We start from the raw sequence: 25,199 nt of genomic DNA on the forward strand, positions 1-25,199 counted from the left end.
TTCGGTTCTTTGATCCTTGCTGTAAGAAACCGCGCATGACATCCGGAACCTTCCCATGCGCGTGACCACCGATCTCTGGGTCTCGGCCCTTATGCGCCGCGTGTTCGGCGCCGGCGGCTTCGCCGCTGTTGTCAAGCGCGGCGCGACCGAGGCCGGCGCCGTCTTCGTGTTGTCGCGCGGGCGTCTGGGGGAGGTGACCTTCTACGGGCCGGCGCCGCAGACCAGCTACGATTCGGCCAAGCCCGATGAGCGCTTTTTCGCCGTGCTCGGCACGAGCGACGACAGCTCGGCCTTCGATGCGCGGCTGGAGCGGGAGAAAAAATTCGATCCCGACATCTGGGTGGTCGAGATCGAGGGCGGGACCGTTCCCGTCGAAGAGCTTCTTTCGGTGAAGGCCAACTAGGGCGTTTTACCGTCTACGGGAATCACCATGAGAGCACGAGCGCCGGCCGCGGGCCAACGAAGCGCAGAAGGTTCATCACGCCGCTTCCCCGTTCTGGACGGGAAACCGGGCGGCGAAGACTTCTTTGGCCGCAAACAACCCGTTGAGCGCCGCGGGAAAGCCGGCATAAACCGTCATCTGGATGATGGTTTCGACGATTTCGTCCTTGGTCAGCCCGACATTGAGCCCCGCCTCGATGTGGACTTTCAGTTGCGGGGTCGCGGTTCCCATCGCTGTCAGCGCCGCGATGGTCGCGATCTCACGGGCGCGCAGATCGAGACCGGGGCGGCTGTAGATGTCGCCAAACGAGAACTCGAACACGTAGTTCGCGAAGTCGGGGGCAATGTCGGCCAGGGCGGCAATGACTTTGTGGCCGGCTTCGCCGTCGATTTCAGCGAGCGCCCGCTTGCCGCGTTCCAGCCGGCTTTCGCCGATGTTCGGGGATTGATGCGTCATAGTCCTTCATCCTCTGTTTCACGCCGGCATATCCGGCGATCTTGGTGTCGAGGACGAGAAGGCAGGCTTGCAGTTTGGCCACATGCGCACGGACACGCTCACGGTGCTGCTTGAGCAGCGCGCCGCGCTCCGCTTCCGTGTCGGCGCCGCGCTCCCGCAAGGCCGCGTAACGCAGCATTTCCCGAATAGGCATCCCGGTCGTTTTGAGCCGGTCGAGAAATTCTATCCAGGTCAGGATTGATGCGTCGTAGTCACGTTGGCCCGATTGGTCCCTGTCGGCATGGGGAAGCAGCCCGATCCGCTCATAGTAACGGATTGTGTAGGCAGACAGTCCCGAACGCTTCGCCAGCTCGCCAATCTTCATCAATGCCATTCTTTCGTCACGACGCCCAGAAAGCTACGAGTTAGAGCGCACTCTAAGTCAAGAGGCGTTGTTACTTTGTCGTGTCGCGGAAATGCCCGGTCTCGCGACGAACATCGGCTCGTTGATTTTAAGATAAAAAACAAACGCTTAAAGCGCGTCGCCACCGGGTTCCTTCAGCGCGAGGCGCTTTAAACCGATCAGGATGCCTTGACGCTGGCACTCGCCGCGTCGCTGTTCGAGGCTGCGCGGCTCTCGATGTCAACCGCATCGGAAGCACTGCCGCGGATCGCCCGCGAAAGCGTCTCGGCCTTCCAGGCACGTACCTTGTCCAGCGCCGTCTCGCGGTGCAGCAGCCGATAGCTGTCGAGGAACAGGCGGATCGCCTGCGGATGCGGGAACTCGCCGGGATAGACCGCGACGGCGATCAGGAAGGCCCTGTCTTCGCTGAGGTCGAGGGCACGCAGCGCCGCAAGCAACGCGACATAGCCCGATTGCCCGGTCACCGAGCGGGCCGTCGCGAAGTCGATCTCCAGCACATCGGCCAGCGCGGTCTGGAAGAATGCCAGGTTCCCCGTCAGCGCCGTCTCGCGCAATTTCACATAGGCCGGCTGGCCAAGGAAGGTGTTGACGTCCGCAGCGTCGCCGGTCGGGCGCATCATCGCCCGTAGGCGGCGCCGCGCGTGCTCCGCGGCTTCGCCTGGCGCGGGACGGTCGGTATCCGCCTTGGCCGCCGGCTCGGGTTTCGGCGCAAGCCTGGTGACCGTCTCGGGCGGCCGTGCCTTGACCAGCGTCGGCCTTTCCAGCACGCGGATCAGGTCGGCGATCGTCGGGTTGAGCTCCTTGCGGCGCGCAATGGCGCGCGCATGCGGTAGGCCGTGCCGGCCGATCAGCGCGATGAGGTCGATATCGCTCAGCGCGTTGGAGCGGGTGAGCAGGGGGGCTGCGATCTCGACCGGCTCTTCAGCCAGCCGCCTGACCAGCGCGGTCGGCGCGTAGTCGCATTCGGAAAGGGCGGCAGCGACGTAGCGGCGCGACTCGACCGAGACTTCGTCGAACAGCGGCAGCGTCAGGTCTTCGAGCTGGGCGATCTCTCGGCGCGAGGGACGCGTCAGCGAGCAGAAGGCCGACACGGCGGCGCGGAACAGCCTTTCGGCCTTTCCCGCTTCGGTCCGGATAGCGATTTGCCTGAAATCGGAAGATGACACGGAGGATACGCCCGATACTCGACACAATCCCGAACCGCGCAATCCGGCCGGGCCGGTTTCGCACCTTCAGGAAAACAAACGTCAAATTAGCCGCGATCCGTTAGCGCTCCGTTAACCCTCTAAGCCCCTTAATCAACTTTGGAGGCGTTGCGTTGTGCTCCGGTCAAACCGAGAGGAATGCGCGAACCATGGGCATGGTCCTGTCTTTTGTGCCGCGAGCGGCACCAGTAAATCGAGCAAGTCACGACACCACGACGGCGGCGGCGGTCATCATTTTCCCCGGCGTCCGTTACGAGTTGCATCCGCAGGCCGGTGAGGCACGGCCCGGCGACAGCAGCTCCGACAGGCCGGGCTCTCCGCCTCCTGCCAAGCCGCATCACTGATCGGGCGCCTTTCTCAGTAGTCCTGCAATTCGCAGGCGCCCTGATCGAGGAAGCGTGACACGATCGGCTTCCAGCTCCCGTCCGGCACAAAGGCGCGGACGACGAAAATGCCTTCCTCGATCGGCGCCTCGACGAAGATCGCGCCCTGCAGATCCTCCGGAAGGTCGCGCCGCACGTCGATCATCTGCGCCGGCGTCAACACCACCGCGTCGAGCTTCTCGCCATTGGCGTTGTGGTCGTTGAAGGAATAGATGTTGTGGCCGTTGCGGTCGTAGACCGAGGCCGACCAGAACGGCACGTCGCCCGGCGCCCTGATCCTGACCAGCCCGTCGGCAAGGTTGAAGCGGCAGGCGGCCGCATAAAACAATGGATCCACCGACTTCACCACCGGCGCGCCGCCGGCCTCAGCGTCTAGCCGCGTCATCTTGTAGAAGTCGGATGCCATCGCCAGGCGCGACCAGGCATCGCGTTCGGAAAATTCCGGCACCAGGAACAGCACAACGATGTGCACGATGCCGGCGCCGAGCAGGCCGAGGATCAGGGCATGCAGCAGTCTACGCATTGCAGCCCGCCTTCAGGATGCGCGGCAGTGTCACGTCCGAGAGGCCGGTGCTCGAGGCGATCGGCGTGTCGTAGAAGGTCAGCACGAAATACATCTTGCCGGAGCCGCCGGTCAGCAGCCAGTTTCCGGGCGCCGGGCGGCTGCCGACGGAGATGACGACGGAATTGTCGGGCTGGCGCAGCACTTCGTAGGATTGCAGCGCCGACTGCCTCGGCTTGCCTGTGTCGATCACGCCAAGCGACTGGTCGGCGGCATAGAGCGTCCAGAAGCGGGCGGTCGGATAACCGCCTTCGATCGTATAGGTGCATTCGCGTTTCAGCGGCTCGCCGGCATCGTCGCGCTCGGCAACGAAGGCAAGTCCCTCGGCCTGGCCGAGCGCCAGCACGCCCTCGCGTGCCACGCGCGCCTTGGAATAAGGGTCGGCGGCCAGTGTCCCGACTTCCGGGAAAGCGGTCCATTGGCCGATGCGGATCGCGCCCACGCCGTCCTGCGCGTTGAGCGCATACCAGACGCTGTAGCCGCCAAGCCCGATGGCTATGGCAAGCGAAAGCAGCGTCAGGATGGCGTTCTTGAGCATGAGAGCCGCAAACAGAGGAGGTTGCCCGGGATATCGCGGCGCGGGGTGCCGTGGCAAGCCGGCTTCACGCGACGGCCGCCCTAAAGCGCCGAAAGCGTCTCCGGCATGGTGGGCGCAACGAGCGCCGGCGCGGCCTGGAACGCCCTGGTCATGTCCCGTAACGTTTGGCTGGTGCGGCTGGAAAGCACCGGCGGGCGCTCGGCCTCGGCTTGCGCCGCCGCTGCGTCGGCTTCCTTCTTGGCCGCTTCCTCGGCCTTGGCCGCGACCTCCGGATCGACCCAAGGATTGTCGAGACCGGGGATCGGCTTCAGATCGATGTTCTGATGCGCGTAGACCATCAGCCGCTGCCAGACCATCGCCGGCAGCGAGCCGCCTGTCATCTTGTTGGTCGCCGTGAAGTCGTCATTGCCGAGCCAGACGGCGGCTGTGTAATTGCCGGTGAAGCCGACGAACCAGGCGTCGCGGTAGGATTGCGTCGTCCCGGTTTTGCCGGCAACGACGATGTTCGGAAGCTGGGCGCGTCTCGCGGTGCCGATAACCGGCACCGCCGCCAGCATGGTGTTCATGTATTTCAGCGCCTTTTCCGACAGCACGCGGTGCGGTGGCGGCGCGTCCTTGGCCCAGTCATAGACCACGTCGCCGGTGCGGGTGACGAGCTGGGTGATGCCGTGGCGCGAGCCGACGAAACCGTTCTGCGCAAAGACGCTGTAGCCCGTCGCCTGGTCCATCACCGTCATGCCGGATGTGCCGAGCACCATGGTCTTGTGCGCTTCCAGTGGCGATTCCACGCCCATCGATTCGGCCATCGCCTTGATCGGGCCGATGCCGAGGTAATCCTTGGCGAGCCGCACCGGCACCGTGTTGATCGACTTGGCGATCGCCGTGAGCAGCGTCACGTTGCCGGCCGATCCGCCGCTGTAATTGTGCGGCGACCAGCTGCCCCAGCTGATCGCGCCGCCGGAAACCACCGAGTCCGGCGTGAACCCGTGCTCCATCGCTGTGGCGTAGACATAAGGTTTGAAGGATGAACCGGTCTGGCGCAGAGCCTTGGTGGCGCGGTTGAACTGGCTGGTGCCATAATCCCGTCCGCCGACGATGGCGCGCACCGCGCCGTTGGTCTCGATCACCACCACCGCGCCTTCGGTGACATTGTATTCCTTGCCGAACTGGCGAAGATGGAACTCGACCGACTCCTCGGCCGCCTTCTGGATGTTGGCGTCGAAAGTGGTGTGGGCGACCAGCGAGTGCTGGCCGGGCTTGGCGATCTTCTTGACCTCGTCGAAGGCCCAGTCGAGGAAATAATCCGGGCTCTTCTGCTCGCCGCGATCGACGACGTCGGCCGGATGCAGGCGCGCCTGCAGCACCTGGCCCTCGGTCATGAAACCGGCATCGACCAGGTTTGACAGCACCACATTGGCGCGGGCACGGGCCGCCGGCAGGTTGATGTGCGGGGCGTATTTGGTCGGCGCCTTGAACAGGCCGGCCAGCATCGCCGCTTCGGCGAGGCTCAGATCCTTGACGCTCTTGCCGAAATAGAAATCCGCCGCCGCCTCGATGCCGAACGTGCCGCCGCCCATATAGGCGCGGTCGAGATAGAGCTGCAGGATCTCTTTCTTGGACAGGTTTGCTTCCAGCCATAGCGACAGGAAGGCTTCCTTGATCTTGCGCTCCAATGTGCGCTCGTTGGAGAGAAACAGGTTCTTGGCGAGCTGCTGCGTGATGCTGGAGCCGCCCTGGACCACGGAGTTGGCGCGCACATTCTCGAAGATCGCGCGCGACAGGCCGAGGACATCGATGCCGTAATGGTCGAAGAAACGCCGGTCCTCGGTCGCCAGCACCGCCTTGATGACGATGTCGGGCATCTCGTCGACCGGCACGGAATCGCGCTGGATGATACCGCGCTGGCCGATCTCGTTGCCGTAGCGATCCAGGAAGGTCACGGCGAAGTCGCCCTGGCTGCGCCAGTCGCCGGTGGTGATGTCGAAGGCGGGCATGGCGAGCGCGAGCAGCACCACGAAGCCGCCGGCGCCCATGGTGAACCCTTCGCTCAGCACCTCGATGACCGTGCGGCGCCAGCCATGCACCCGGAAACGGCGGGAAAAGATGGTCGCCGCTTCCCAGAATTCGCGGGCCTTGAAGCCGATCTCGTAGAGCGAGCTATCGAACCAAGCGTCGACGCCGAGCAGCGCCGAAGCGATGCGGCCTCTTCTCCTCTTGCGTGGTTTCGAAGGACTTGCCATTCCGACTTCCGCCCCAACGCCCTTTCGCCCGAAAACAGCATGCGGGCAGTTTCAGGGTGGCACCCTGTCAAACTATTCGACCATTTTATCACCGCTCACAAGGGCAGCGAAGCCACAGCACCAGCTTTGTTGATCGGAGGTGTGCTGGCCGTCAACGGCCGATCGAAATCACCGCGCTGCGATGAATCGCATACGATGCACTGCATCCGCCTCGGTCGGTTCCTGGCCGATGAAAGAGCGCAGATAGGCGGCGAGATGGCTGACGCGCGCCTTGCCGCATCGAGGCGTCTGTCACGCGAGGTTGGCCCATTCTTACCGCGCAAATTCATAGACTCGCACGATTATGCTCCGGGGTGCTCTCGACCCGTTCATCTGAACGGCCGGCGCCACGGGAGGCAGCTGTGGTGCTTGGGAACCGCACGTCCAGCATATGTTCGACAGCATTCCATCTAGCCTCTTGGTATCGACGAAGGGCGAAGACGCTGACGGCGAATACCAACATGCCAATTCCGGTTGCCGGAATGATACCCAGGATTGCGACGGCTTTCGCCAGCACGCCGGCGAAGACACCTGCGATGACACTCGCGACGACGCTCACCATCCCCGCTGTGCTCATGAATGACTGCCAATGCGAGGAATGAAGGGCTTTGCTGACGAGCAATGCCTCGTCGTCGTCGTGACGGGAGTGGATCAAGTATTTCTCCACGCCTGGAGCCGTCTCCACGAAATAGTGCCGGATGCGAGCCATGCCACGTGCGAGGACCATGTCCTCGATTGCGACTTGGACCGCCCGAACGAAGGTGACGATGCCGATGAAATACAGGCAGGGAAGCAGGATCAGACTGAAAAAAACGAATGGCTGCCCCATGCGCGTTACTTGAGCGACGAATGCCAGCGCGACGGTCGTGCTGGAAACGGCGGTCAGGAAAAGGTCTGCCCGCGAATTGGCTTCCTGGATGGTGGCCGACCGCGCCGTCTGCAACACGAAATGTTCGGTCGTGAGGCATTGCAGGGTTTGATCGCTGGTTTTGTCCTGGCCCGTCGTCATTGGATGCCGTCAACTCGCTGCCTTGAAATGACGCGGCTTTGTGATGGACCTTGAACTGAAACAATCTTTAATTGTTCCAAAATGCATCCGATTCTTCGGAAGGTCGCGAGACGTGGGTGTCCAACGGTCGTCGGCTTGAACGAACAGATAGGAACCTCAGCGCCGGCAGGGTGCATTGCTACAGGGTCGCCAAGAGCGTCGCCCTGGCGTTGCCCGATGACGGTTTAGCCGGGGAGGGGACCGAGCTTTCCGTACACATTGTCGGGGTCGAACGGCCGGCGCGCGTCATCGCGGCCTCGCCCCTACGACGCCGAAGGCAAGGCGATGCGGCAATGAGGAGGAACCGCCATGATTGAGGAAGCCGCACGCGATCTCAGGCGCGAGCGCCGCCGGGGACGCACCGGGGAGGCCGGCAGCGAGTCGAGCCGCCATCCGAACTACCGGTCACTGAAGAACCCGTTCCTGCCGCAGCCGATCTTTTCCGACGATCAGGTCGCGGCCATCCACGCTACCGCGCTGCGCGTGCTGGAGGAGCTAGGCATCAAGGTGCTGCTGCCCGAGGCGCGGACGATCTACGGCAAGGCCGGTGCATTTGTCGACGAAGACAGCCAGATGGTCAGGATCGGTCGCGACATGGTCGAAGCCGCGCTCGCCTCGGCGCCGCGCACGATTCCGGCACTCGGCGGCGACCGCTCCCGCGACCTGACGCTCGAGCTCGGCTCGATGACCTTCCTTGCTGGCTCCGGAGCCCCTAATGTCACCGATCTCGAGCGCGGCCGCCGGCCGGGAACGCTCACCGCCTTCGAGCAATTCATCAAGCTGGTCCAGCATTTCGACGTGCTGCATATGCTCGGGCCTTGCGTCGAGCCGCAGGAACTCGACAACCGCTTCCGCCACTATGCCGTCAACCGGGCGCAGCTGACGCTGTCGGACAAGTTCCCCTTCGTCTTCGCGCGTGGCACCCCGCAGGTCGAGGACGGCTTCGAGATGATCCGCCTGGCGCGCGGCCTCTCGCAGGACGAGTTCCGCGCCGGTGCCTATTGCTACACCGTCATCAACACCAACTCGCCGCGCCAGCTGGATATCCCGATGGCGCAAGGCATCATCGACTTCGCCAAGGCCGGTCAGGTCCTGGTCATCACGCCTTTCTGCCTGGCGGGCGCTATGGCGCCGATCACGGTCGCCGGCGCGCTGACCTTGCAGCATGCCGAGGCGCTCGCCGGATTGACGCTGGCCCAGATCGTGCGGCCTGGCGCGCCGGTGGTCTATGGCTCCTTCTCGTCCAATGTCGACATGAAGTCCGGCGCTCCGGCCTTCGGCACGCCGGAGCACGTCAAGGCGACGCTTGGGGCGGGGCAGCTGGCTCGCCACATCGGCCTGCCCTGGCGCTCCGGCGGCGGCAGCGCCGCCAATGTCTCCGACGCGCAGGCCGCGCACGAGACCCAGTTCGCGCTGTGGGGCTCGGTGCTGGCCGGCGCCACCGTCTGCATCCACGCCGCCGGCTGGCTGGAAGGCGGTCTCAGCGTCTCGCTGGAAAAGCTGATCACCGACGTCGAGGCGCTGCAGACGGTCGCCGAGCTTTGCGCCACGACGCCGGGCGACGAGGATGCAATTGGCTTCGAAGCGATTGCCGAAGTGCAGCCCGGAGGTCATTTCTTCTCGGCCACCCACACCATGACGCGCTACCGCAGCGCCTTCTACGAGCCGCTGGTGGCCGACTGGTCGAACTTCGGCAATTGGACGCAAGCTGGCGGCAAGACAGCCACGGAGCGCGCGACCGGCATCTGGAAGCGGATTGTCGCCGACTTCCAGCCGCCGGCCACCGCTGCCGCCGCCGCGGGAGTGCTCGACGAGTTCATTGCCAGGCGCACCGAAGAAGGCGGCGCGGCTCCGGTCTCATGATTTGACTAAAACATAATAAATTCTAGACCTTCGCCCTTCACGCTATACTCAAATCGATTTGCGATCTGGCATCGGATCGCGAGCGCGGCTACGCTGCCGGAATTGGCTGCGGCGCGGAGACATGTTGGCGATGGACTGTAGATGACGGCGCCTGGCGATTTGATGCAGGCCTTGTTCCTGAGGCTGAAGACCGATGAGTCGCTGTCGGCGCTGCTTGGCGGCGCGGGCCTGCTCGAGCAGGCGAGCGACAAGGCCGCCTTTCCGCACGTCACATACGGCCGCACCAGCGCCTTCGACCTCGAGACCGGCGTCGACAACGACAATGACCAGCTGGTCACCTTGCACGTCTGGTCGAAAGCCCAGGGCGAAGCCGAGACACGCCTCATCATGGACAGCATCAAGGCGAGCCTCGATGGCGCGGCGCTGTCCATTGGCCCGCGCGGCCAGACGCGCCTGTCCCTGGAATTCGCCGAGGCGCGCTATGACGAGGATCTTGCAGTCTATCATGGATTGCTGCGCTTCCGCGCGCTGACCCAGGAAAGTGCATAGGGTGTGTTGAGATTCAGATCAGGCCGGGTCGGAGTCGAAGACGGGCGCGAAGCGACCAAACTGGATGGCTTCCGAGAACCGGTGCGGAGCGTACTTAAAATACGTGAGCACCGGAAGCGCAGAAAGCCGGCATTTGCAGGCCAGCCTCACCTGAACATCGATACACCCTAAAGCTGCGCCTGGATCGCGGCCTTGTCGATGACCGACCAGACCTCCCTTATGCGGCTGTCGTGGAATTCGTAGAACACGTTCTCGGCGAAAGAAACCCGCCTGCCGTGGACCGGCAGGCCGAACAGCACGCCTTTGGGATGGCAGTCGAAATGCAGGCGCGCCGCCACGCGCGGCGGCTCCGAGATAAGAAACTCGATGTTGAAGCGCAGGTCGGGAATGGCCTCGAAATCGTCTTCCAGCATGCGCCGATACCCCGACAGCCCGATCGTCTCGCCACTATACTGAACCTCCTCGCCGACGAACCGGCCGAGATTGCCCCAGTCCTGCTCGTTAAGGCAGGCGATGTAGCCCCGGTAGAGATGGGCAATATCCGCACGCGTCATCGCATCCTCCCATGGCCGTCCCGCGTTTCTACACTAGGTAGCGCGGGGCGCGGAATCGGCAGGCCGAAAAGCGTAGCGGACCGACTTATTTTCCGGCTATGAATTTGCACCCGGGCTTGAGGGAGCGTTGGCGTCCATAGGGGGCATGGCGGGCATGGATTTTCGATCGTTCACCGTTCATTTCACGTTCAGCCCATATGCGTTAGAACCGTGATCATGAAAAAGTTTGGCCCTCATCTCCGCAAAGCAGTGCTGGCGCTTGCCGCAGCCGGCCTCTTTGCGTCGCAGGCGATTGCCCTGCCGGTCACCGAGCCGTCGGTCGATCGGCCGGTGGTGCTCGCCGCCAGCGATTGCTACGCCATCGGCCAGCAGGTCGCCGCGCAGAATGGCGGCACGCTGGCCAAGGCCTCGCAGGCGACGCGGGGCGGCCAGCAGGTCTGCGTGATTGTCGTTCTGGTTCCCGGCAAGGAAGGCCAGCGTCCGCGCCGCTCGGAAATCGTCGTTCCGATGGGCTGACCCTGTCGTTTCCCAGGCTGGCGGAATCGGCCTATAGGTCTACCCAACAACAGGCTTCAATCCCATGCGCGTGCTCGTCGTCGAGGATGACAAGGATCTCAACCGGCAACTGGCCGACGCGCTGGTCGATGCCGGCTATGTGGTCGACCGCGCTTATGACGGCGAGGAGGGGCACTTCCTCGGCGACACTGAGCCTTACGATGCCGTCGTCCTCGATATTGGCCTGCCGCAGATGGACGGCATCAGCGTCGTCGAGCGCTGGCGCCGCGGCGGCCGCAAGATGCCGGTGCTGATCCTGACCGCGCGCGACCGCTGGAGCGACAAGGTGGCCGGCATCGACGCCGGCGCCGACGATTATGTGACCAAACCCTTCCACATCGAGGAGGTGCTGGCGCGGGTGCGGGCGCTGATCCGCCGCGCGGCCGGCCATGCCTCGTCTGAACTCACCTGCGGGCCGTTGCGCCTGGACACCAAGGCGTCCAAGGCCGACGTCAACGGCGTGCCGCTCAAGCTCACCTCGCACGAGTTCCGGCTGCTCGCCTATCTGATGCACCATATGGGTGAGGTGGTGTCGCGCACCGAGCTGGTCGAGCATCTCTACGATCAGGATTTCGATCGCGATTCCAACACGATAGAAGTGTTTGTCGGCCGGCTTCGCAAGAAGATGGGCATCGACATGATCGAAACCGTGCGGGGCATGGGCTATCGCATGCGTGAGCCGGAGGCGTGACGCGGAACCGCTGAAGCCAACCATGGAAATGCGGCTTTCGAAGCTGCGGCTCTGGCCGCGCTCGCTGACCTTCCGCGTCATCGCCTTTTCCACCATCTGGGCGATCCTGACTCTGGTTGTCATCTTCACCCTCATCACCACGCTTTACCGCCAGGCCAGCGAGCGCGGCTTCGACAGCCTGCTTTCGGCGCATTTGTTCAACCTGATCGGCTCCGTCGGCATTTCCGACAACGGCGCGCTGACCGGCTCGCCTGACCTCGGCGACCTGCGCTTTTCCGAGCCGAATTCCGGCTGGTACTGGTCGGTGGAGCCTGCCTCCGAAGGCGTGCATGGCGAAATCCATTCCTCCTCGATGACGACCTCGCTCCTGTCGCCGAGCGTCGCGGAGGTCCCGTTCAATGCGAACTTCCAGCGCAGCTACTCGATGGAGGGCATCAAGGGCGAGCGGCTCGAAGTGTTCGAGAGCGAGTTCGTGCTCGACGCCAAGAACCGCGCCGCGCGTTTCCGCGTCATGGGCAACCACAGCGAGCTCGAGCAGGAGATTGCGAGCTTCCAGCGTCGCCTGCTCACCTATCTCTCGCTGTTCGGCGTCGGCATGATCGCCATCAATGCCATCGCCATCCTGCTGGGTCTCCAGCCTTTGCGCCGGGTCCGCAATGCGCTCGCCATGGTGCGCGAGGGCACCGCGCAGCGGCTCGACGGCAGCTTCCCGGCCGAGATCGAGCCGCTGGCCAGCGAGACCAATGCGCTGATCGAGAACAACAGGCGCATCGTCGAGCGCTCGCGCACCCAGGTCGGCAACCTTGCCCATTCGCTGAAGACGCCTTTAGCCGTGCTGATCAATGAGGGCCGCGCGCTCGGCGGCGCCAAGGGCCAGTTGATCGCCGAGCAGGCCGCCTCCATGCAGAAGCAGGTCGACCACTATCTGCAGCGCGCGCGTGTCGCCGCGCAACGCGACAGCGTCGTTTTCCGCACGCCGGTTTCGCCGCTGGTCGAGCGCATGGTGCGCGTGTTGCGGAAACTCAATCCGCAAACCAGGCTGACGCTGTCGCTGCCGCCGGCGGAGATCGTCTTTGCCGGCGAGCGCGAGGATCTGGAGGAATTGCTCGGCAACCTGCTCGACAATGCGATGAAATGGGCAAAGAGCGCTGTTGCCGTTTCGGTCGCGCTTGCACCGGGAATGAGCAACATGTTCGAAATCGTTATAGAGGATGATGGCCCGGGCATTCCCGAGGACAGCGCGCGGGAAGTTTTGAAACGTGGCAAGAGACTCGACGAGACGAAGCCGGGAACAGGGCTCGGGCTGGCCATTGTCGCCGACCTCGTCAACGAGTATGGAGGCTCGCTGGCGCTGGAACGGTCCGGCATGGGCGGCTTGAGGGCGGTGGTGGGATTGCGGAGCCTTCAATGATGTTTTTTATCGATTTGCGAGCAGCGGCCGACGGCCAAATTTCCGACAAATATCAACACTATGGCGATGAAAACGTCCTGATGGCGCGCCCCCAGTCCATCCAGTTCCATCCCGCTGAAGAGAACCGGTTGTCGGCATGAAGATTCGCGTCGCGCTCGTTTCCGCCCTGCTCGCCGTTTCCGGCTGCACGACCCTGGGCAAGGGTGGTCCGACCTCTCCCGTCACGCCTGTTTCCACGCCGCCGGCCGGCGGCAAGGTGTCGACCGGCATCGTTTCGGCCATGAATGGCGGGCTTATCGGCGGGTCGATCGGTTCGGGCCTCAGCGATGCCGAAAAGCGCAAGGGCCTGGAAGCGGAATACAAGGCGCTGGAATACAACACCAGCGGCCAGAAGGTGACGTGGAAGAGCGACAACTCCTCGCATTATGGCGAGGTCGTCGCCGCCCAGCCTTATAGGGTCGGCTCGCAGGATTGCCGCCAGTACACCCATACCGTCTATACGAGCGGCGCGGGTGTCACCGCACGCGGCACCGCCTGCCGCAATGCCGACGGCAGCTGGACGCCGCTGACCTAGAAAGAAACCCGGCCGGCCCCGTTATTCGGTCGGATTGACCTCGATCAAGGTCGGACGGCGCGTTTGCCGTCAAAGCGTCGCAGTACGTCCGTGTTGGCAGGGCAGGGCTCTGCCTTTATTGGAAGGACCATGCTGTTCTGGGTCATAGCCGCAATCCTCACGCTGGGCGCCAGCCTGGCCGTGCTGTTGCCGCTTACCGGCGGCATGAAAGGCGCGTCGCCGGCCGGCGATCACGATCTCGAAGTCTATCGCGACCAGCTGTCCGAGCTCGACCGCGACATGGCGCGCGGCCTGATCCAGCCCGGGGAGGCCGACGAGGCGCGTGCCGAGATCGGCCGCCGCATCCTGCGTCTGGGCGCGGTCGTGCAGCCGGACGCGGCAATACTCAAGCCTGCGCGCAGCGCCAAGTGGGTCGCCAGCATAGCCGTGCTTGCGGTTCCCCTGCTGAGCTGGGGGCTCTACGGAATGCTCGGCTCTCCCGATCTACCTTCGCAGCCGCTGGCCGAACGTCTAGCCAAGAACCCGGCCGATGCCTCGGTCGACGAGCTGGTCGCCCGCGCCGAAGCCCATCTCGCCGCCAATCCGTCGGACGGCAAGGGCTGGGACGTGCTGGCTCCGATCTATCTTCGACTGCAGCGCTTTCCCGACGCCGTGACCGCCTATCGCAACGCCATCCGCCTCGATGGCGACAGCGCCGTGCGCCAGTCGGGTCTCGGCGAAGCGATCGCCAGCGCTGCCGGCGGCATTGTTTCGGCCGACGCTCAAAAAGCCTTCGAGGCGGCCCTGAAGCTCGATCCGGCCAACGCCAAGGCGAATTTCTATCTGGCGGTGGGCCTGGCACAGGAAGGCAAGAAGGCCGATGCCGTTGCCGCCTGGAAAAAGATGCTCGGCCAGCTCGCGCCGGATTCGCCCTGGCGCAGCGCCGTCCGGCAGGCGCTTGCCGAGGCCGGGGAGCCTGCTGTCGCCGATGCCGCATCGGCCAACGGCCCCGACGCGCAACAGGCGGAAGCCGCGCAACAGATGTCGCCGCAGGACCGGCAGGCGATGATCGAGACCATGGTCGCCGGTCTCGACGACAAATTGAAGCAGAATCCCCGCGACGAGGAAGGATGGATGCGGCTCATCCGTTCCTATGTCGTGCTTGGCAAGGCCGACCAGGCGCGCGACGCGCTCGGCCGCGCTGTCGCCGCCTTTGGTGCCGACAGTGAACAGGCCAAGAAATTCACCGCCTTCGCCGCCTCGCTCGGCGTGACGGCGACGGAGTAAGGCAATGACGCGCAAGCAGAAGCGGATGTCGGTGATCCTGGCAGGGCTGGCTTTCCTCGGCGCCGCTGCCGGGCTCACCTTCTATGCGCTGGGACAGAAGGCCTCCTATTTCTACATGCCGGCCGACCTCGCCACGGCAAGCGTGCCGCCCGGACAGCGGATCCGGCTCGGCGGTCTCGTCGAGAAGGGCACCATCATGCGCGGGCAAGGCGCCACCGTCGCCTTCTCGGTCACCGACAAGCAGAAATCGGTCAAGGTCACCTATACCGGCATCTTGCCCGATCTGTTCCGCGAGGAGCAGGGCGTCATCACCGAGGGCGCTTTCGGCCCGGACGGCGTCTTCGTCGCCGACAGCGTGCTGGCCAAGCACGACGAGCGCTACATGCCCAAGGAAGTCGCCGACGGCCTGAAGGCCAAGGGTGTTTGGCAGGAAAGCACGAACTGATGAGCAGGTTGCGCAAAAGTGCCATGCGGTTTTGCGATCAGAACCTGCGAGAGAACAGGTAACCATGGTCGAGACCGGACATTTCGCGCTTGTGCTCGCCTTCGCGCTGTCGCTGGTGCAGATGCTGGTGCCGCTGGTCGGCGCCCGCACCGGCAACCAGCGGCTGATGGCGGTCGGCGGTCCGGTCACGGTCACCGGTTTCGCGCTGACCGCGCTGTCTTTCGCCGCCCTTGCAAGCGCCTATGCCGGCTCGGACTTCTCGGTGGCGAGCGTCTGGGAGAACTCCCACTCCCTGCAGCCGATGATCTACAAGATCACCGGCACCTGGGGGAACCATGAAGGCTCGATGCTGCTTTGGGTGCTGATCTTGACCTTCTTCGGCGCGCTCGTCGCCGTCTTCGGCAACAATCTGCCGTCAACGCTCAAGGCCAATGTGCTGGCCGTGCAAGGCATGATCGGCGCCGCGTTCTTCCTGTTCATCCTGGCGACGTCCAATCCGTTCATCCGCCTCAACCCGGCGCCGATCGAGGGCCGCGACCTCAATCCGATCCTGCAGGACCTCGGCCTCGCCATCCACCCGCCGATGCTTTACCTCGGTTATGTCGGCTTCTCGATCTGCTTCTCCTTCTCGGTCGCGGCGCTGATCGAGGGGCGCATCGACGCCTCCTGGGCACGCTGGGTGCGGCCCTGGACGCTGGTCGCCTGGATGTTTTTGACCGGCGGCATCGCCATGGGTTCCTACTGGGCCTATTACGAGCTCGGCTGGGGCGGCTTCTGGTTCTGGGACCCGGTCGAGAACGCTTCCTTCATGCCCTGGCTCGCCGGCACCGCTCTGCTCCATTCGGCCATCGTCATGGAAAAGCGTTCGGCGCTGAAGATCTGGACACTGCTCTTGGCCATCCTGACCTTCTCGCTGTCGCTGCTCGGCACTTTCCTGGTGCGTTCCGGCGTGCTCACCTCGGTGCACGCCTTTGCCACCGACCCGGCGCGCGGCGTCTTCATCCTGTGCATCCTGACCTTGTTCATCGGCGGCTCGCTGGCGCTGTTTGCGCTGCGCGCCACGCGGCTGACGGCGGGCGGCCTGTTCCATCCGATCTCGCGCGAGGGCGCGCTGGTGCTGAACAATCTCTTTCTCACCACCGCCACGGCAACGGTGTTGGTCGGCACGCTTTACCCGCTGGCGCTGGAGGCGTTGACCGGCGGCAAGATCTCGGTCGGCGCGCCGTTCTTCGACCTGACCTTCGGACCGCTGATGCTGCCGCTATTGGCGATCGTGCCGTTCGGCCCCTTGCTCGCCTGGAAGCGTGGCGACGTCATCGCCGCCTCGCAGCGGCTGATGGCGGCCTTCGCTTTGGCGATCGCCGCGATGCTGGTCACCGGCCTGTTCATCGACGGCGCCTCGGTCTTCGCAGTGCTTGGCGTCGGTCTTGCCGTCTGGCTGGTCGTCGGCGCGTTGACCGATCTTGCCGTCAAATCCGGTTTCGGCGCCGTGCCGCCGGCAATCATGCTGCGGCGCTTCGCCGGCCTGCCGCGCTCCGTCTTTGGCACGGCGCTTGCCCATCTCGGCCTCGGGCTGACGTTGCTCGGCATCATCGGCACGCTCTGCTTCGGCACGGAGAAAATCCTCAGCATGCATCCCGGCGAGACGGTGGAACTCTCCGGCCATACGCTGCGCTTCGAAGGGCTCTCCCCACGGAAAGGTCCGAACTTCACCGAGGATCGCGGCCGCTTCCTGCTGATGGGCGCCGACGGCAACGCCGATGGCATGATTACCTCCGCAAAACGCTTCTATCCGGTGCGCCAGACGGTGACGACGGAGTCCGGCATCAGGACGATCGGCTTGAGCCAGCTTTATCTGTCGCTCGGCGACGAGAACAATGACGGCTCCGTCGTCGTGCGCCTCTGGTGGAAGCCGCTGGTCACGCTGATCTGGGGCGGCGGGCTGGTGATGATGGCGGGCGCGGCCATGTCGCTGCTCGACCGTCGCCTGCGCATCGGCGCGCCGGCAAAGCGGCGCAAGCCTGCGATAGCGGCAGCGGCCTCGCCATGAAGGCAAGATTTTCGCTCGCCTCGCTGGTCCTGCTGCTGGCGCTGTTCTTCGCCGGCGCAGCTCAGGCGGTGAAGCCTGACGAGGTGCTGCAGGATCCCGCATTGGAGGTGAGGGCGCGGGCGCTGTCCGAAGGCCTGCGCTGCATGGTCTGCCAGAACCAGTCGATCGACGAATCCGACGCCGATCTTGCCCGCGACCTGCGCATCCTCGTGCGCCAGCGCCTCGTCGCCGGCGACACCGACCAGCAGGTGATGGACTATATCGTCTCGCGCTATGGCGAGTTCGTGCTCTTGAAGCCGCGCTTCAGCCTGCGCAACGCGCTTTTGTGGGGCACGCCGGTGTTTCTGCTTCTGGCCGGCGGCCTGTTCATCGTGCTCAGCGCCCGCTCGCGCCGAACTGTGCCGGACAGCACCCTGAACGTCGAGGAACAGGCGGCGCTGGATAAGATGCTAAGCGACTAACATGAATTGCGGACCTCGGAGATTGGCCGAGACTCCTGTGTCGTCGTCATCCACGGGCGAAGCAAGGAGCGAAGCGACGCGCGCAGACCCGAGGATCCATTCCGTGACTTCGAAGCGTCGCGGCCGTACAGAATTTCTGCTCTGCTGCAACCCTCGCGCGAGGTAACGGCATGGATTCCAGGGTCTCCGCGACGGAGCTTCGCTCCTGCTTCGCCCTGGAATGACGAAGTCTCGGGTGCTTCCGCAAGCCTTCCAAGCGCGGCATGCCTGTGGTCATCGTCGCCAATCCCCCAACATTACAAAACTTTCATGTACCGGAAATGGCGCCGTAATGTGCGGCTCTCTAATCCTCTTGCCCGAGGATGCTTCGCCTGAGCGCATCCACGTCGACAGAGGATAGGAAACCCCATGAATAATGCCCCCAATTCATTTGCCTCCACCCGAAAGCGCCTGATGGCGGCTGCAGCGTCCCTGGCCGTTATCGGTGCGGTCGGCGCGGGCGCGCTTGCCACCGGCACCGCCCCCGTGCTGGCCGATGCCGTGCGCGTCGAAGCCCCGCAGGTGCCGAGCTTCGCCGATGTCGTTGAGCATGTCTCGCCGGCGGTCGTCAGCGTCAAGGTCAAGGCCAAGATCCAGCCGACGGCCGACGATGGTTCCGACGACCAGGACGGTTTCGACAACCTGCCGGACAATCCGCAGCTGCGCCGCTTCTTCAAGGAATTCCGTGGCTTCGGTGACCAGGGTGGCCAGTTCGGCATGCGCCGCTTCGACCACCGCGACCATGGCAATGGCCAGCCGCGTCCGATCGCTCAGGGCTCGGGCTTCTTCATCTCCGAGGATGGCTATCTCGTCACCAACAACCACGTCGTCTCGGAAGGCTCGGATTTCAGCGTCGTCACCAATGATGGCAAGGAGCTCGACGCCAAGCTGATCGGCACCGATCCGCGCACCGATCTCGCCGTGCTCAAGGTCGATGGCGGCGGCAACAAGTTCACTTATGTCGACTTCGCCGACGATTCCAAGGTCCGCATCGGCGACTGGGTGGTCGCCGTCGGCAATCCGTTCGGCCTGGGCGGCACTGTCACCGCGGGCATCGTCTCGGCCCGCGGCCGCGACATCGGCGCCGGCCCTTATGACGACTTCATCCAGATCGACGCTTCGGTCAACCGCGGCAATTCGGGCGGTCCGACCTTCAACCTCAACGGCCAGGTGATCGGCATCAACACCGCCATCTTCTCGCCGTCGGGCGGCAGCGTCGGCATTGCCTTTGACATCCCGGCCTCGACCGCCAAGCAGGTGGTCCAGGACCTGATGAAGAGCGGCTCGGTCCAGCGCGGCTGGCTCGGCGTCGAGATCCAGCCGGTCACCTCCGATATCGCCGAGTCGCTCGGCCTGAAGTCGGACAAGGGCGCGCTGGTCTCGAGCGCCCAGGATGGCGGGCCGGGCAAGAAGGCGGGTATCGTCGCGGGCGACGTGATCACCAAGGTCGACGGCAAGGATGTCGCCTCGCCGAAGGAGCTCGCCCGGATGATCGGTGCATTCGCGCCGGGCAAACCGGTCGATGTCACCGTCTGGCGCAACGGCAAGGACGAGACGGTCAAAGTCGATCTCGGCACGCTGCCGGCAAGCGACAAGCAGGCCTCGAACGACGACAGCAACAAGCAGTCGGCGCCGGCGGCCAAGGCCGACACGCTTGCCGATCTCGGCTTGACCGTCACCAAGGCGGAAAAAGGCAAGGGCCTCGTGGTCACCGACGTCGATCCCGACAGCGATGCGGCCGACCGCGGCATCCAGCCCGGCGATGTCATCACCTCGATCAATTCGAACGACGTGAACACCACCGACGACGTGTCCAAGGCGATGACGGATGCCGCCAAGGCCGGCCGCAAGGCCGTGCTGATGCAGATCACCCGCGACGACTCGAATCGCTTCGTGGCGCTGCCGGTCGGCAAGGGCTGACATCGACTTTCAGCTTCCCCATGGCGGTATCAACACCCCCGAGCCGCCGTGGGGAAACATGGGGCCGTGCACGTAAGTCAGTCACCGTGTTTCGCTCCTGACGGCAGCGGGTTTCCCATCACCCGCTGCCGTTTTAACTTGAAGGCAAGACGATATGACTGCCCCTCAACCTTCCAATGAAATCGCGTATAACGGCTCCATGAAGATTCTCGTCATGGAAGACGATCGCGAGGCGGCGGACTACTTGCAGAAAGCCTTCGCCGAGGCGGGCCACACCGCCCATGTCGCCGGCGACGGCGAGACCGGCTTCGCGCTCGCCGATGCCGGCGACTATGACGTGATGGTGGTCGACCGCCTGATGCCGCGCCGTGACGGCCTGTCGGTGATCGCCGCGCTTCGCTCGCGCGGCAACACCACGCCGGTGCTGATCCTTTCGGCGCTGGGCGAGGTCGATGACCGGGTCACGGGTTTACGCGCCGGTGGCGACGATTACCTCACCAAACCCTACGCCTTTTCCGAATTGCTCGCCCGCGTCGAGGTGCTGAACCGCCGCGCCAGCGCGCGCGAGGCCGAGACGGTCTACCGCGTCGGCGATCTCGAGCTCGACCGGCTGTCGCATTCGGTCAAGCGCGCCGGCCGCGAGATCACGCTGCAGCCGCGCGAGTTCCGCCTGCTCGAATATCTGATGCGCCATGCCGGCCAGGTGGTGACGCGCACCATGCTTCTGGAAAATGTCTGGGACTATCATTTCGATCCGCAGACCAACGTCATCGATGTCCACGTCTCGCGCCTACGCGGCAAGATCGAAAAAGGCTTCGACAAGCCGATCCTGCACACGATCCGCGGCGCCGGCTACATGCTGAAAGGCGGCTAGAACCCGTTATGGCATTGTCCCTGCCGGCCATCATGAAGACGACGGCGGCCCGGCTTTCGGCGCTTTATCTTCTGCTTTTCGCGCTCTGCGCGGTGCTGCTCGTCCTCTACATGACGTCGCTGTCGGCGCGCATGCTGACCGCGCAGACGCAGGAGACCATCAACGACGAGGTGCTGGGCCTGGCCCGCGCCTATCAGCGCGGCGGCCTGCCGGTACTGGTGCGCGTCGTCGAGGCCCGCTCGCGCCAGCCCGGCGCCAATCTCTATCTGATCGCCGACGCCAACGGGCAGATCTTGACCGGCAATGTGCAGAGCCTGGAGCCCGGGGTCATCGAGACCGAGGGCTGGACGACGGACCCGTTTTCCTACCAGCGCTTCGGCGAGGGCGAGCTCGATCGGCTGCGCAGCGGCGGTTCGGACCAGGCCACGCCTCCGGCCAACGAGGGCAACACTCCACAATCGACAGGTGAGAAGGGTCACAACGCCATCGCGCTGGTGCTGAGGCTGCCTAACCAGATGATCATGCTGGTCGGCCGCGACCTCGGCGAGCCCGAGCGCTTCCGCGCCGTCATCAGCCGCGCGTTGACCCTGGCGCTTGGCATGATGGGTTTGGGCGGCATCCTGATCTGGTTCTTCGTCGGGCGCGCCGCGCTAAAGCGCATCGACAGCGTCTCGGACGCCAGCCGCCGCATCATGGGCGGCGATTTGTCCGGACGGCTGCCGGTCACCGGCGCCGGCGACGAATTCGACCGCCTGTCCGAAAACCTCAATTCGATGCTGGCCAGGATCGCCATGTTGAACGAGGGGCTGAAGCAGGTCTCCGACAACATCGCCCATGATCTGAAGACGCCGCTGACCAGGCTGCGCAACCGCGCCGAGGCGACGCTCGCCGGCAGGCACAAGACGGAGGAGTACCGCCAGGCGCTTGAAGGCACGATCGCGGAGTCCGACCAGCTCATCAAGACGTTCAACGCCATCCTGATGATCTCGCGCCTGGAGGCCGGCTACTCCTCGGAACAGACCGGTCCCGTCGATCTCGCTGCCACGGTGAGCGATGTCGTCGAGCTTTACGAGCCGGTGGCGGAGGAGGCGGGGGTTGCCCTGGAAACGACCGTGTCCGAGGCCTTCACCATCAACGGCAATCGCGAGCTGATCGGCCAGGCGTTGTCCAACATCGTCGACAACGCCATCAAATACTCGACCGACGCTGCCGAGGCGCCGAAAGTACGGGTGGTGCTGGAGCGCGCCGGCAACGAGATCAAGCTTGCCGTCACCGACAATGGCCACGGCATTCCAGACGACGCCGATCGCGCCCGCGCCACCGAGCGCTTCGTGCGCCTGGAAAAGAGCCGCTCGCAACCGGGCTCGGGCCTCGGCCTCAGCCTCGCCAAGGCAATCATGACTTTCCACAACGGCAGGCTTGATCTTTTACCCGCCAATCCCGGATTGTCCGTGGTCATGAGTTTCCCGTTCCGGGAGACGCATTGACAGCGCGGACAAATGGCGAAGAAGAAAATCGAATCCGAGTTCCAGCTTAGCACGACGCTGGCGCTCCGCCCCCTTGATGCGGAGCATGCCCGGCGTAAATTGTCGGAAATCGCCGATGCTGCCGAGGAGGAGGGGCTTTCGCGCCTCGCCGCGTTCCTGGCGGGCGAGGGGCCACTGCAGGAGCTGCTGGCGGCCGTCTTCGACCTCTCGCCCTTCCTGCGCGATGTCGCGCGCCGCCGGCCATCCGTTCTCGACACGCTGTTCGACCGGACGATCGAAGCGCGGCTCGGCGCCGTCGGCGAAGCGATAGGCGGCGCGGCCAGGGTGGATGACGCCTCGGAATCGAGCCTGATGATGGCGTTGCGACAATGGAAGACCGAAGCGCATTTCCTGATCGCGCTGGCCGACCTTTCGGGCGAGGCAGAGACCGCGGTGACGGTGCGCCGTCTCAGCGATCTCGCAGATGCCTGCACAAAAGCCGCTGTCGATTTCCTGCTGCTCGACGCGCAACGGCAAGGCAAGCTCAAGCTGCCGGATCGGGCCGAACCGGCGAAGGATTCGGGCTGGATCCTGCTCGGCATGGGCAAGCTCGGCGCGCATGAGCTGAATTTTTCCTCCGACATCGATCTCGTCGTCTTCTTCGATCCGGAGGCGCCGGCCGTCATCGATCCGCTCGGCGCCACCGAGCTGTTCTCACGCCTCACCCGCCGGCTCGTGCGCATCCTGCAGGACCGCACCGAGCACGGCTATGTGTTTCGCACCGATCTGAGGCTCCGCCCTGATCCCGGCTCGACGCCGCTGGCGATCCCCGTCGAGGCCGCACTTCGCTATTACGAGGCGCGCGGCCAGAACTGGGAGCGGGCGGCCATGATCAAGGCGCGGCCGGTTGCCGGCGACCTTGCCGCGGGCGCGGCCTTCCTCAAGGAATTGCAGCCCTATGTCTGGCGCAAATACATGGACTATGCGGCGATCGCCGACGTCCATTCGATCAAGCGCCAGATCCATGCCCACAAGGGCCATGGCGAGATCGCGGTCAAGGGCCATAACGTCAAGCTCGGCCGCGGCGGCATCCGCGAGATCGAGTTCTTCGTTCAGACCCAGCAACTCATCGCCGGCGGCCGCTTCCCGGAGCTGCGCGGCCGCGAAACCGTGCCGATGCTCGCAGCGCTCGCCGCGCGCGGCTGGATCACCGCCGACGCACGCGACGCGCTCACGCGACAATACTGGTTCCTGCGCCGCGTCGAGCATGCCATCCAGATGGTGGCGGACGAGCAGACGCATATCCTGCCGGAAGAAGACGAGGAGCTGAAGCGCATCGCGCTGATGCTGGGTTTTGCCGGCGAGGCGGATTTCACCCAGGCCTTCCGCGCCTCGCTGCAGCAGGTGGAGCGCCATTATGCGGCGTTGTTCGAAACCGCACCCGAGCTTTCGGCCGGCGTCGGCAATCTGGTCTTCACCGGCGATGTCGACGATCCCGACACGCTGCAGACGCTCGATCGCCTGGGCTTCCAGCGGCCGAGTGACATCTGCCGTGTCATCCGCGGCTGGCATTTCGGCCGCTACCGCGTCACCCAGTCGGCTGAGGCGCGCGAGCGGCTGACCGAATTGACGCCGGCGCTGCTCAAAGCCTTCGGCCAGACGCGGCGCGCCGACGAGGCGCTGATGCGCTTCGACGAGTTCCTCGCCGGCCTGCCCGCCGGTATCCAGCTTTTCTCGCTGCTGCAGTCGAACCCGGCGCTGCTCAAGCTGATGGCGACCATCATGGGCGCCGCGCCTCGGCTGGCGGCGATCATCACGCGTCGTCCGCATGTCTTCGACGGACTGCTCGATCCGGCATTGCTCACCGAACTGCCGGATCGCGCCTATCTCTCGGCCCGGCTTGCCGCCTTTATCGAAGGCGACCGCGCCTATGAGGATGTGCTCGACCGGCTGCGCATCTTCGCTTCCGAGCAGAAATTCCTGATCGGCGTTCGCCTGCTTGCCGGCTCTATCGATCCGGCGCGGGCGGGGCGCGCCTTCTCGGATCTCGCCGATCTCACCATCGAAGCGGCGCTCGACGCCGTGATCGCCGAATTCGCGCTGCGCCACGGCAGCATCGCGGGCGGCAAGGTGGCGCTGCTCGGCATGGGCAAGCTGGGCAGCCGCGAGCTCACGGCGGGTTCGGATGTCGATCTCATCCTGCTCTATGACCACGACACCGACGCCGAGGACTCCGACGGCGAGAAGCCGCTGGCGCCTTCGCATTACTATACCCGCATGACGCAGCGCCTGATCGCGGCCGTCTCGGCGCCGACGGCTGAAGGCGTGCTCTACGAGCTGGATCTGCGCCTGCGTCCATCAGGCAACAAGGGGCCGGTCGCCACGCATATCGACGCGTTCAAGAAATATCAGCGCCAGGACGCCTGGACCTGGGAACACTTGGCGCTGGCACGGGCCCGCGCCATCGGCGGCGACGCCGAACTCTGCGCCGAGCTCGAGACGGAAGTGGCGGTGGTGCTGGCGCAGCCGCGCGATGCGGCCAAGGTCAAAGCCGAGGCCTCGGACATGCGTGCGCTGATCGAGAAGGAGAAGGCGCCGCGCGATCTCTGGGACATCAAGCTGATCCCGGGCGGGCTCATCGACCTGGAATTCATCGCGCAGGTCGCGGTCATTACCGGCGCGATCGAGCCTGGCCGCCGGGTCACGGCGACTGCCGACATTCTGGCCCGGCTTTCTCCGGACTTCGCCGCAGCCGATATGCGTGAAGAGCTTGGCGAGGCCTATCGGCTCTATCTGGCGCTGACCCAGATGATCAGGCTTTGCCTAACCGGCGAATTCCAGCGCGACGATGTTCCGCCGGGGCTTTCGGATCTGTTGCTGGCGGTCACCGACCTGCCGGATTTCGCTGTGCTGGAGGCACATCTCAAGGAGATGTCGCGGAAGGTCAGGAGAGATTTCGACCGTCTGCTTCGTGCGGGAGCGTCGCCATCAACCGCATCGTTGCCATGAGATTCCCCAGGTGGCACATTAGCCACAGTTAATATTAATCGGCGATCCGGTCTTGCGCCAGTGGCAGAGGTGTCCCGTAATGGGTCAATAGGTCTGGCACCGCAATTGCACTGTCAGCAATGCCGGGGTCAACCATCACCCCGACGATGGGGGGCC

The 25,199-nt window shown here is 64.5% G+C and carries 24 protein-coding genes; 16 read left to right on the forward strand and 8 right to left on the reverse strand.

Annotated features, from left to right (window positions below; translation table 11 throughout):
- The first annotated feature begins 55 nt into the window (after positions 1–55).
- Complete coding sequence (locus LB529_RS18160; protein WP_224711871.1) at positions 56–403, forward strand: DUF1491 family protein; 348 nt, start codon at positions 56–58, stop codon at positions 401–403.
- Between the two features lie 75 nt (positions 404–478).
- Here the strand turns inward: LB529_RS18160 and LB529_RS18165 are convergent, their stop codons facing one another.
- The 7 genes from LB529_RS18165 to LB529_RS18195 all read right to left on the reverse strand — a co-directional run bounded on the left by LB529_RS18165 (position 479) and on the right by LB529_RS18195 (position 7,277).
- The gene (locus tag LB529_RS18165; RefSeq protein ID WP_140636153.1) at positions 479–898 is read right to left on the reverse strand and encodes a carboxymuconolactone decarboxylase family protein; all 420 of its coding nucleotides are present in this window, start codon (positions 896–898) and stop codon (positions 479–481) included.
- Positions 834–1,262, reverse strand: coding sequence for a MerR family transcriptional regulator (locus LB529_RS18170; RefSeq protein WP_095767174.1), 429 nt, complete (start codon positions 1,260–1,262; stop codon positions 834–836). The genes LB529_RS18165 and LB529_RS18170 overlap by 65 nt, the downstream gene beginning before the upstream one ends.
- Positions 1,263–1,459: 197 nt before the next feature.
- The gene (locus tag LB529_RS18175) at positions 1,460–2,467 is read right to left on the reverse strand and encodes a DUF2336 domain-containing protein (protein WP_224607653.1); all 1,008 of its coding nucleotides are present in this window, start codon (positions 2,465–2,467) and stop codon (positions 1,460–1,462) included.
- 396 nt (positions 2,468–2,863) lie between these two features.
- Positions 2,864–3,412, reverse strand: coding sequence for a DUF1254 domain-containing protein (locus LB529_RS18180; RefSeq protein ID WP_140845761.1), 549 nt, complete (start codon positions 3,410–3,412; stop codon positions 2,864–2,866).
- A complete protein-coding gene (locus LB529_RS18185) occupies positions 3,405–3,989 on the reverse strand; it encodes a DUF1214 domain-containing protein (protein ID WP_224545666.1) in 585 nt (194 codons plus the stop codon). Before LB529_RS18185 ends, LB529_RS18180 begins: the two co-directional genes overlap by 8 nt.
- Positions 3,990–4,069: 80 nt before the next feature.
- Positions 4,070–6,229, reverse strand: a complete 2,160-nt coding sequence (locus tag LB529_RS18190; protein ID WP_224628771.1) for a transglycosylase domain-containing protein — start codon at positions 6,227–6,229, stop codon at positions 4,070–4,072.
- Positions 6,230–6,554: 325 nt separating this feature from the next.
- Positions 6,555–7,277 carry a hypothetical protein gene (locus LB529_RS18195; protein ID WP_224529875.1) on the reverse strand — a complete coding sequence of 241 codons (723 nt, stop codon included), beginning with the start codon at positions 7,275–7,277 and terminating at the stop codon, positions 6,555–6,557.
- A gap of 348 nt (positions 7,278–7,625) precedes the next feature.
- Here LB529_RS18195 and LB529_RS18200 point away from each other — a divergent pair, with 348 nt between their 5' ends.
- Both LB529_RS18200 and LB529_RS18205 read left to right on the forward strand, forming a co-directional pair.
- Positions 7,626–9,179, forward strand: a complete 1,554-nt coding sequence (locus tag LB529_RS18200; RefSeq protein ID WP_224711872.1) for a trimethylamine methyltransferase family protein — start codon at positions 7,626–7,628, stop codon at positions 9,177–9,179.
- Positions 9,180–9,320: 141 nt separating this feature from the next.
- A complete protein-coding gene (locus tag LB529_RS18205; RefSeq protein ID WP_224544169.1) occupies positions 9,321–9,728 on the forward strand; it encodes a DUF3168 domain-containing protein in 408 nt (135 codons plus the stop codon).
- Positions 9,729–9,895: 167 nt separating this feature from the next.
- Here the strand turns inward: LB529_RS18205 and LB529_RS18210 are convergent, their stop codons facing one another.
- Entirely contained in the window at positions 9,896–10,282 is a 387-nt protein-coding gene (locus LB529_RS18210) for an ester cyclase (RefSeq protein WP_224711873.1), read from the reverse strand.
- Positions 10,283–10,498: 216 nt separating this feature from the next.
- Between LB529_RS18210 and LB529_RS18215 the strand changes: the two genes are divergently transcribed.
- From LB529_RS18215 to LB529_RS18275, 13 genes are all read left to right on the forward strand, one after another.
- Positions 10,499–10,798: a hypothetical protein gene (locus tag LB529_RS18215; protein ID WP_095766886.1), complete on the forward strand. Its 300-nt coding sequence runs from the start codon at positions 10,499–10,501 to the stop codon at positions 10,796–10,798.
- 64 nt (positions 10,799–10,862) lie between these two features.
- Entirely contained in the window at positions 10,863–11,528 is a 666-nt protein-coding gene (locus LB529_RS18220; RefSeq protein WP_041002188.1) for a response regulator transcription factor, read from the forward strand.
- 22 nt (positions 11,529–11,550) lie between these two features.
- Entirely contained in the window at positions 11,551–12,939 is a 1,389-nt protein-coding gene (locus LB529_RS18225; RefSeq protein ID WP_224711874.1) for an ATP-binding protein, read from the forward strand.
- Positions 12,936–13,079 (forward strand): hypothetical protein, encoded by a 144-nt coding sequence (locus tag LB529_RS18230; RefSeq protein WP_176476990.1) that lies wholly within the window; start codon positions 12,936–12,938, stop codon positions 13,077–13,079. Before LB529_RS18225 ends, LB529_RS18230 begins: the two co-directional genes overlap by 4 nt.
- Positions 13,076–13,513 carry a hypothetical protein gene (locus tag LB529_RS18235; protein ID WP_224544167.1) on the forward strand — a complete coding sequence of 146 codons (438 nt, stop codon included), beginning with the start codon at positions 13,076–13,078 and terminating at the stop codon, positions 13,511–13,513. Before LB529_RS18230 ends, LB529_RS18235 begins: the two co-directional genes overlap by 4 nt.
- 129 nt (positions 13,514–13,642) lie before the next feature.
- Positions 13,643–14,779, forward strand: a complete 1,137-nt coding sequence (ccmI, locus tag LB529_RS18240; RefSeq protein ID WP_224544166.1) for a c-type cytochrome biogenesis protein CcmI — start codon at positions 13,643–13,645, stop codon at positions 14,777–14,779.
- Between the two features lie 4 nt (positions 14,780–14,783).
- Positions 14,784–15,224: a cytochrome c maturation protein CcmE gene (gene ccmE / locus LB529_RS18245; RefSeq protein WP_140845772.1), complete on the forward strand. Its 441-nt coding sequence runs from the start codon at positions 14,784–14,786 to the stop codon at positions 15,222–15,224.
- A gap of 64 nt (positions 15,225–15,288) precedes the next feature.
- On the forward strand, positions 15,289–17,274 hold the full coding sequence (locus LB529_RS18250; protein WP_224711875.1) for a heme lyase CcmF/NrfE family subunit: 1,986 nt from the start codon (positions 15,289–15,291) through the stop codon (positions 17,272–17,274).
- Entirely contained in the window at positions 17,271–17,735 is a 465-nt protein-coding gene (locus tag LB529_RS18255) for a cytochrome c-type biogenesis protein (RefSeq protein ID WP_224711876.1), read from the forward strand. Before LB529_RS18250 ends, LB529_RS18255 begins: the two co-directional genes overlap by 4 nt.
- Before the next feature lie 408 nt (positions 17,736–18,143).
- Positions 18,144–19,694 carry a Do family serine endopeptidase gene (locus tag LB529_RS18260; RefSeq protein WP_095766893.1) on the forward strand — a complete coding sequence of 517 codons (1,551 nt, stop codon included), beginning with the start codon at positions 18,144–18,146 and terminating at the stop codon, positions 19,692–19,694.
- A 199-nt stretch (positions 19,695–19,893) separates the two neighbouring features.
- Positions 19,894–20,568, forward strand: coding sequence for a response regulator transcription factor (locus tag LB529_RS18265; protein ID WP_140848027.1), 675 nt, complete (start codon positions 19,894–19,896; stop codon positions 20,566–20,568).
- A gap of 8 nt (positions 20,569–20,576) precedes the next feature.
- Complete coding sequence (locus LB529_RS18270; RefSeq protein WP_224711877.1) at positions 20,577–22,055, forward strand: sensor histidine kinase; 1,479 nt, start codon at positions 20,577–20,579, stop codon at positions 22,053–22,055.
- Positions 22,056–22,067: 12 nt separating this feature from the next.
- Positions 22,068–25,043 carry a bifunctional [glutamine synthetase] adenylyltransferase/[glutamine synthetase]-adenylyl-L-tyrosine phosphorylase gene (locus LB529_RS18275; protein WP_224711878.1) on the forward strand — a complete coding sequence of 992 codons (2,976 nt, stop codon included), beginning with the start codon at positions 22,068–22,070 and terminating at the stop codon, positions 25,041–25,043.
- Positions 25,044–25,199 lie beyond the last annotated feature (156 nt).

It is taken from the genome of Mesorhizobium sp. CA5 (genome assembly GCF_020165105.1).
GTDB lineage: Bacteria > Pseudomonadota > Alphaproteobacteria > Rhizobiales > Rhizobiaceae > Mesorhizobium.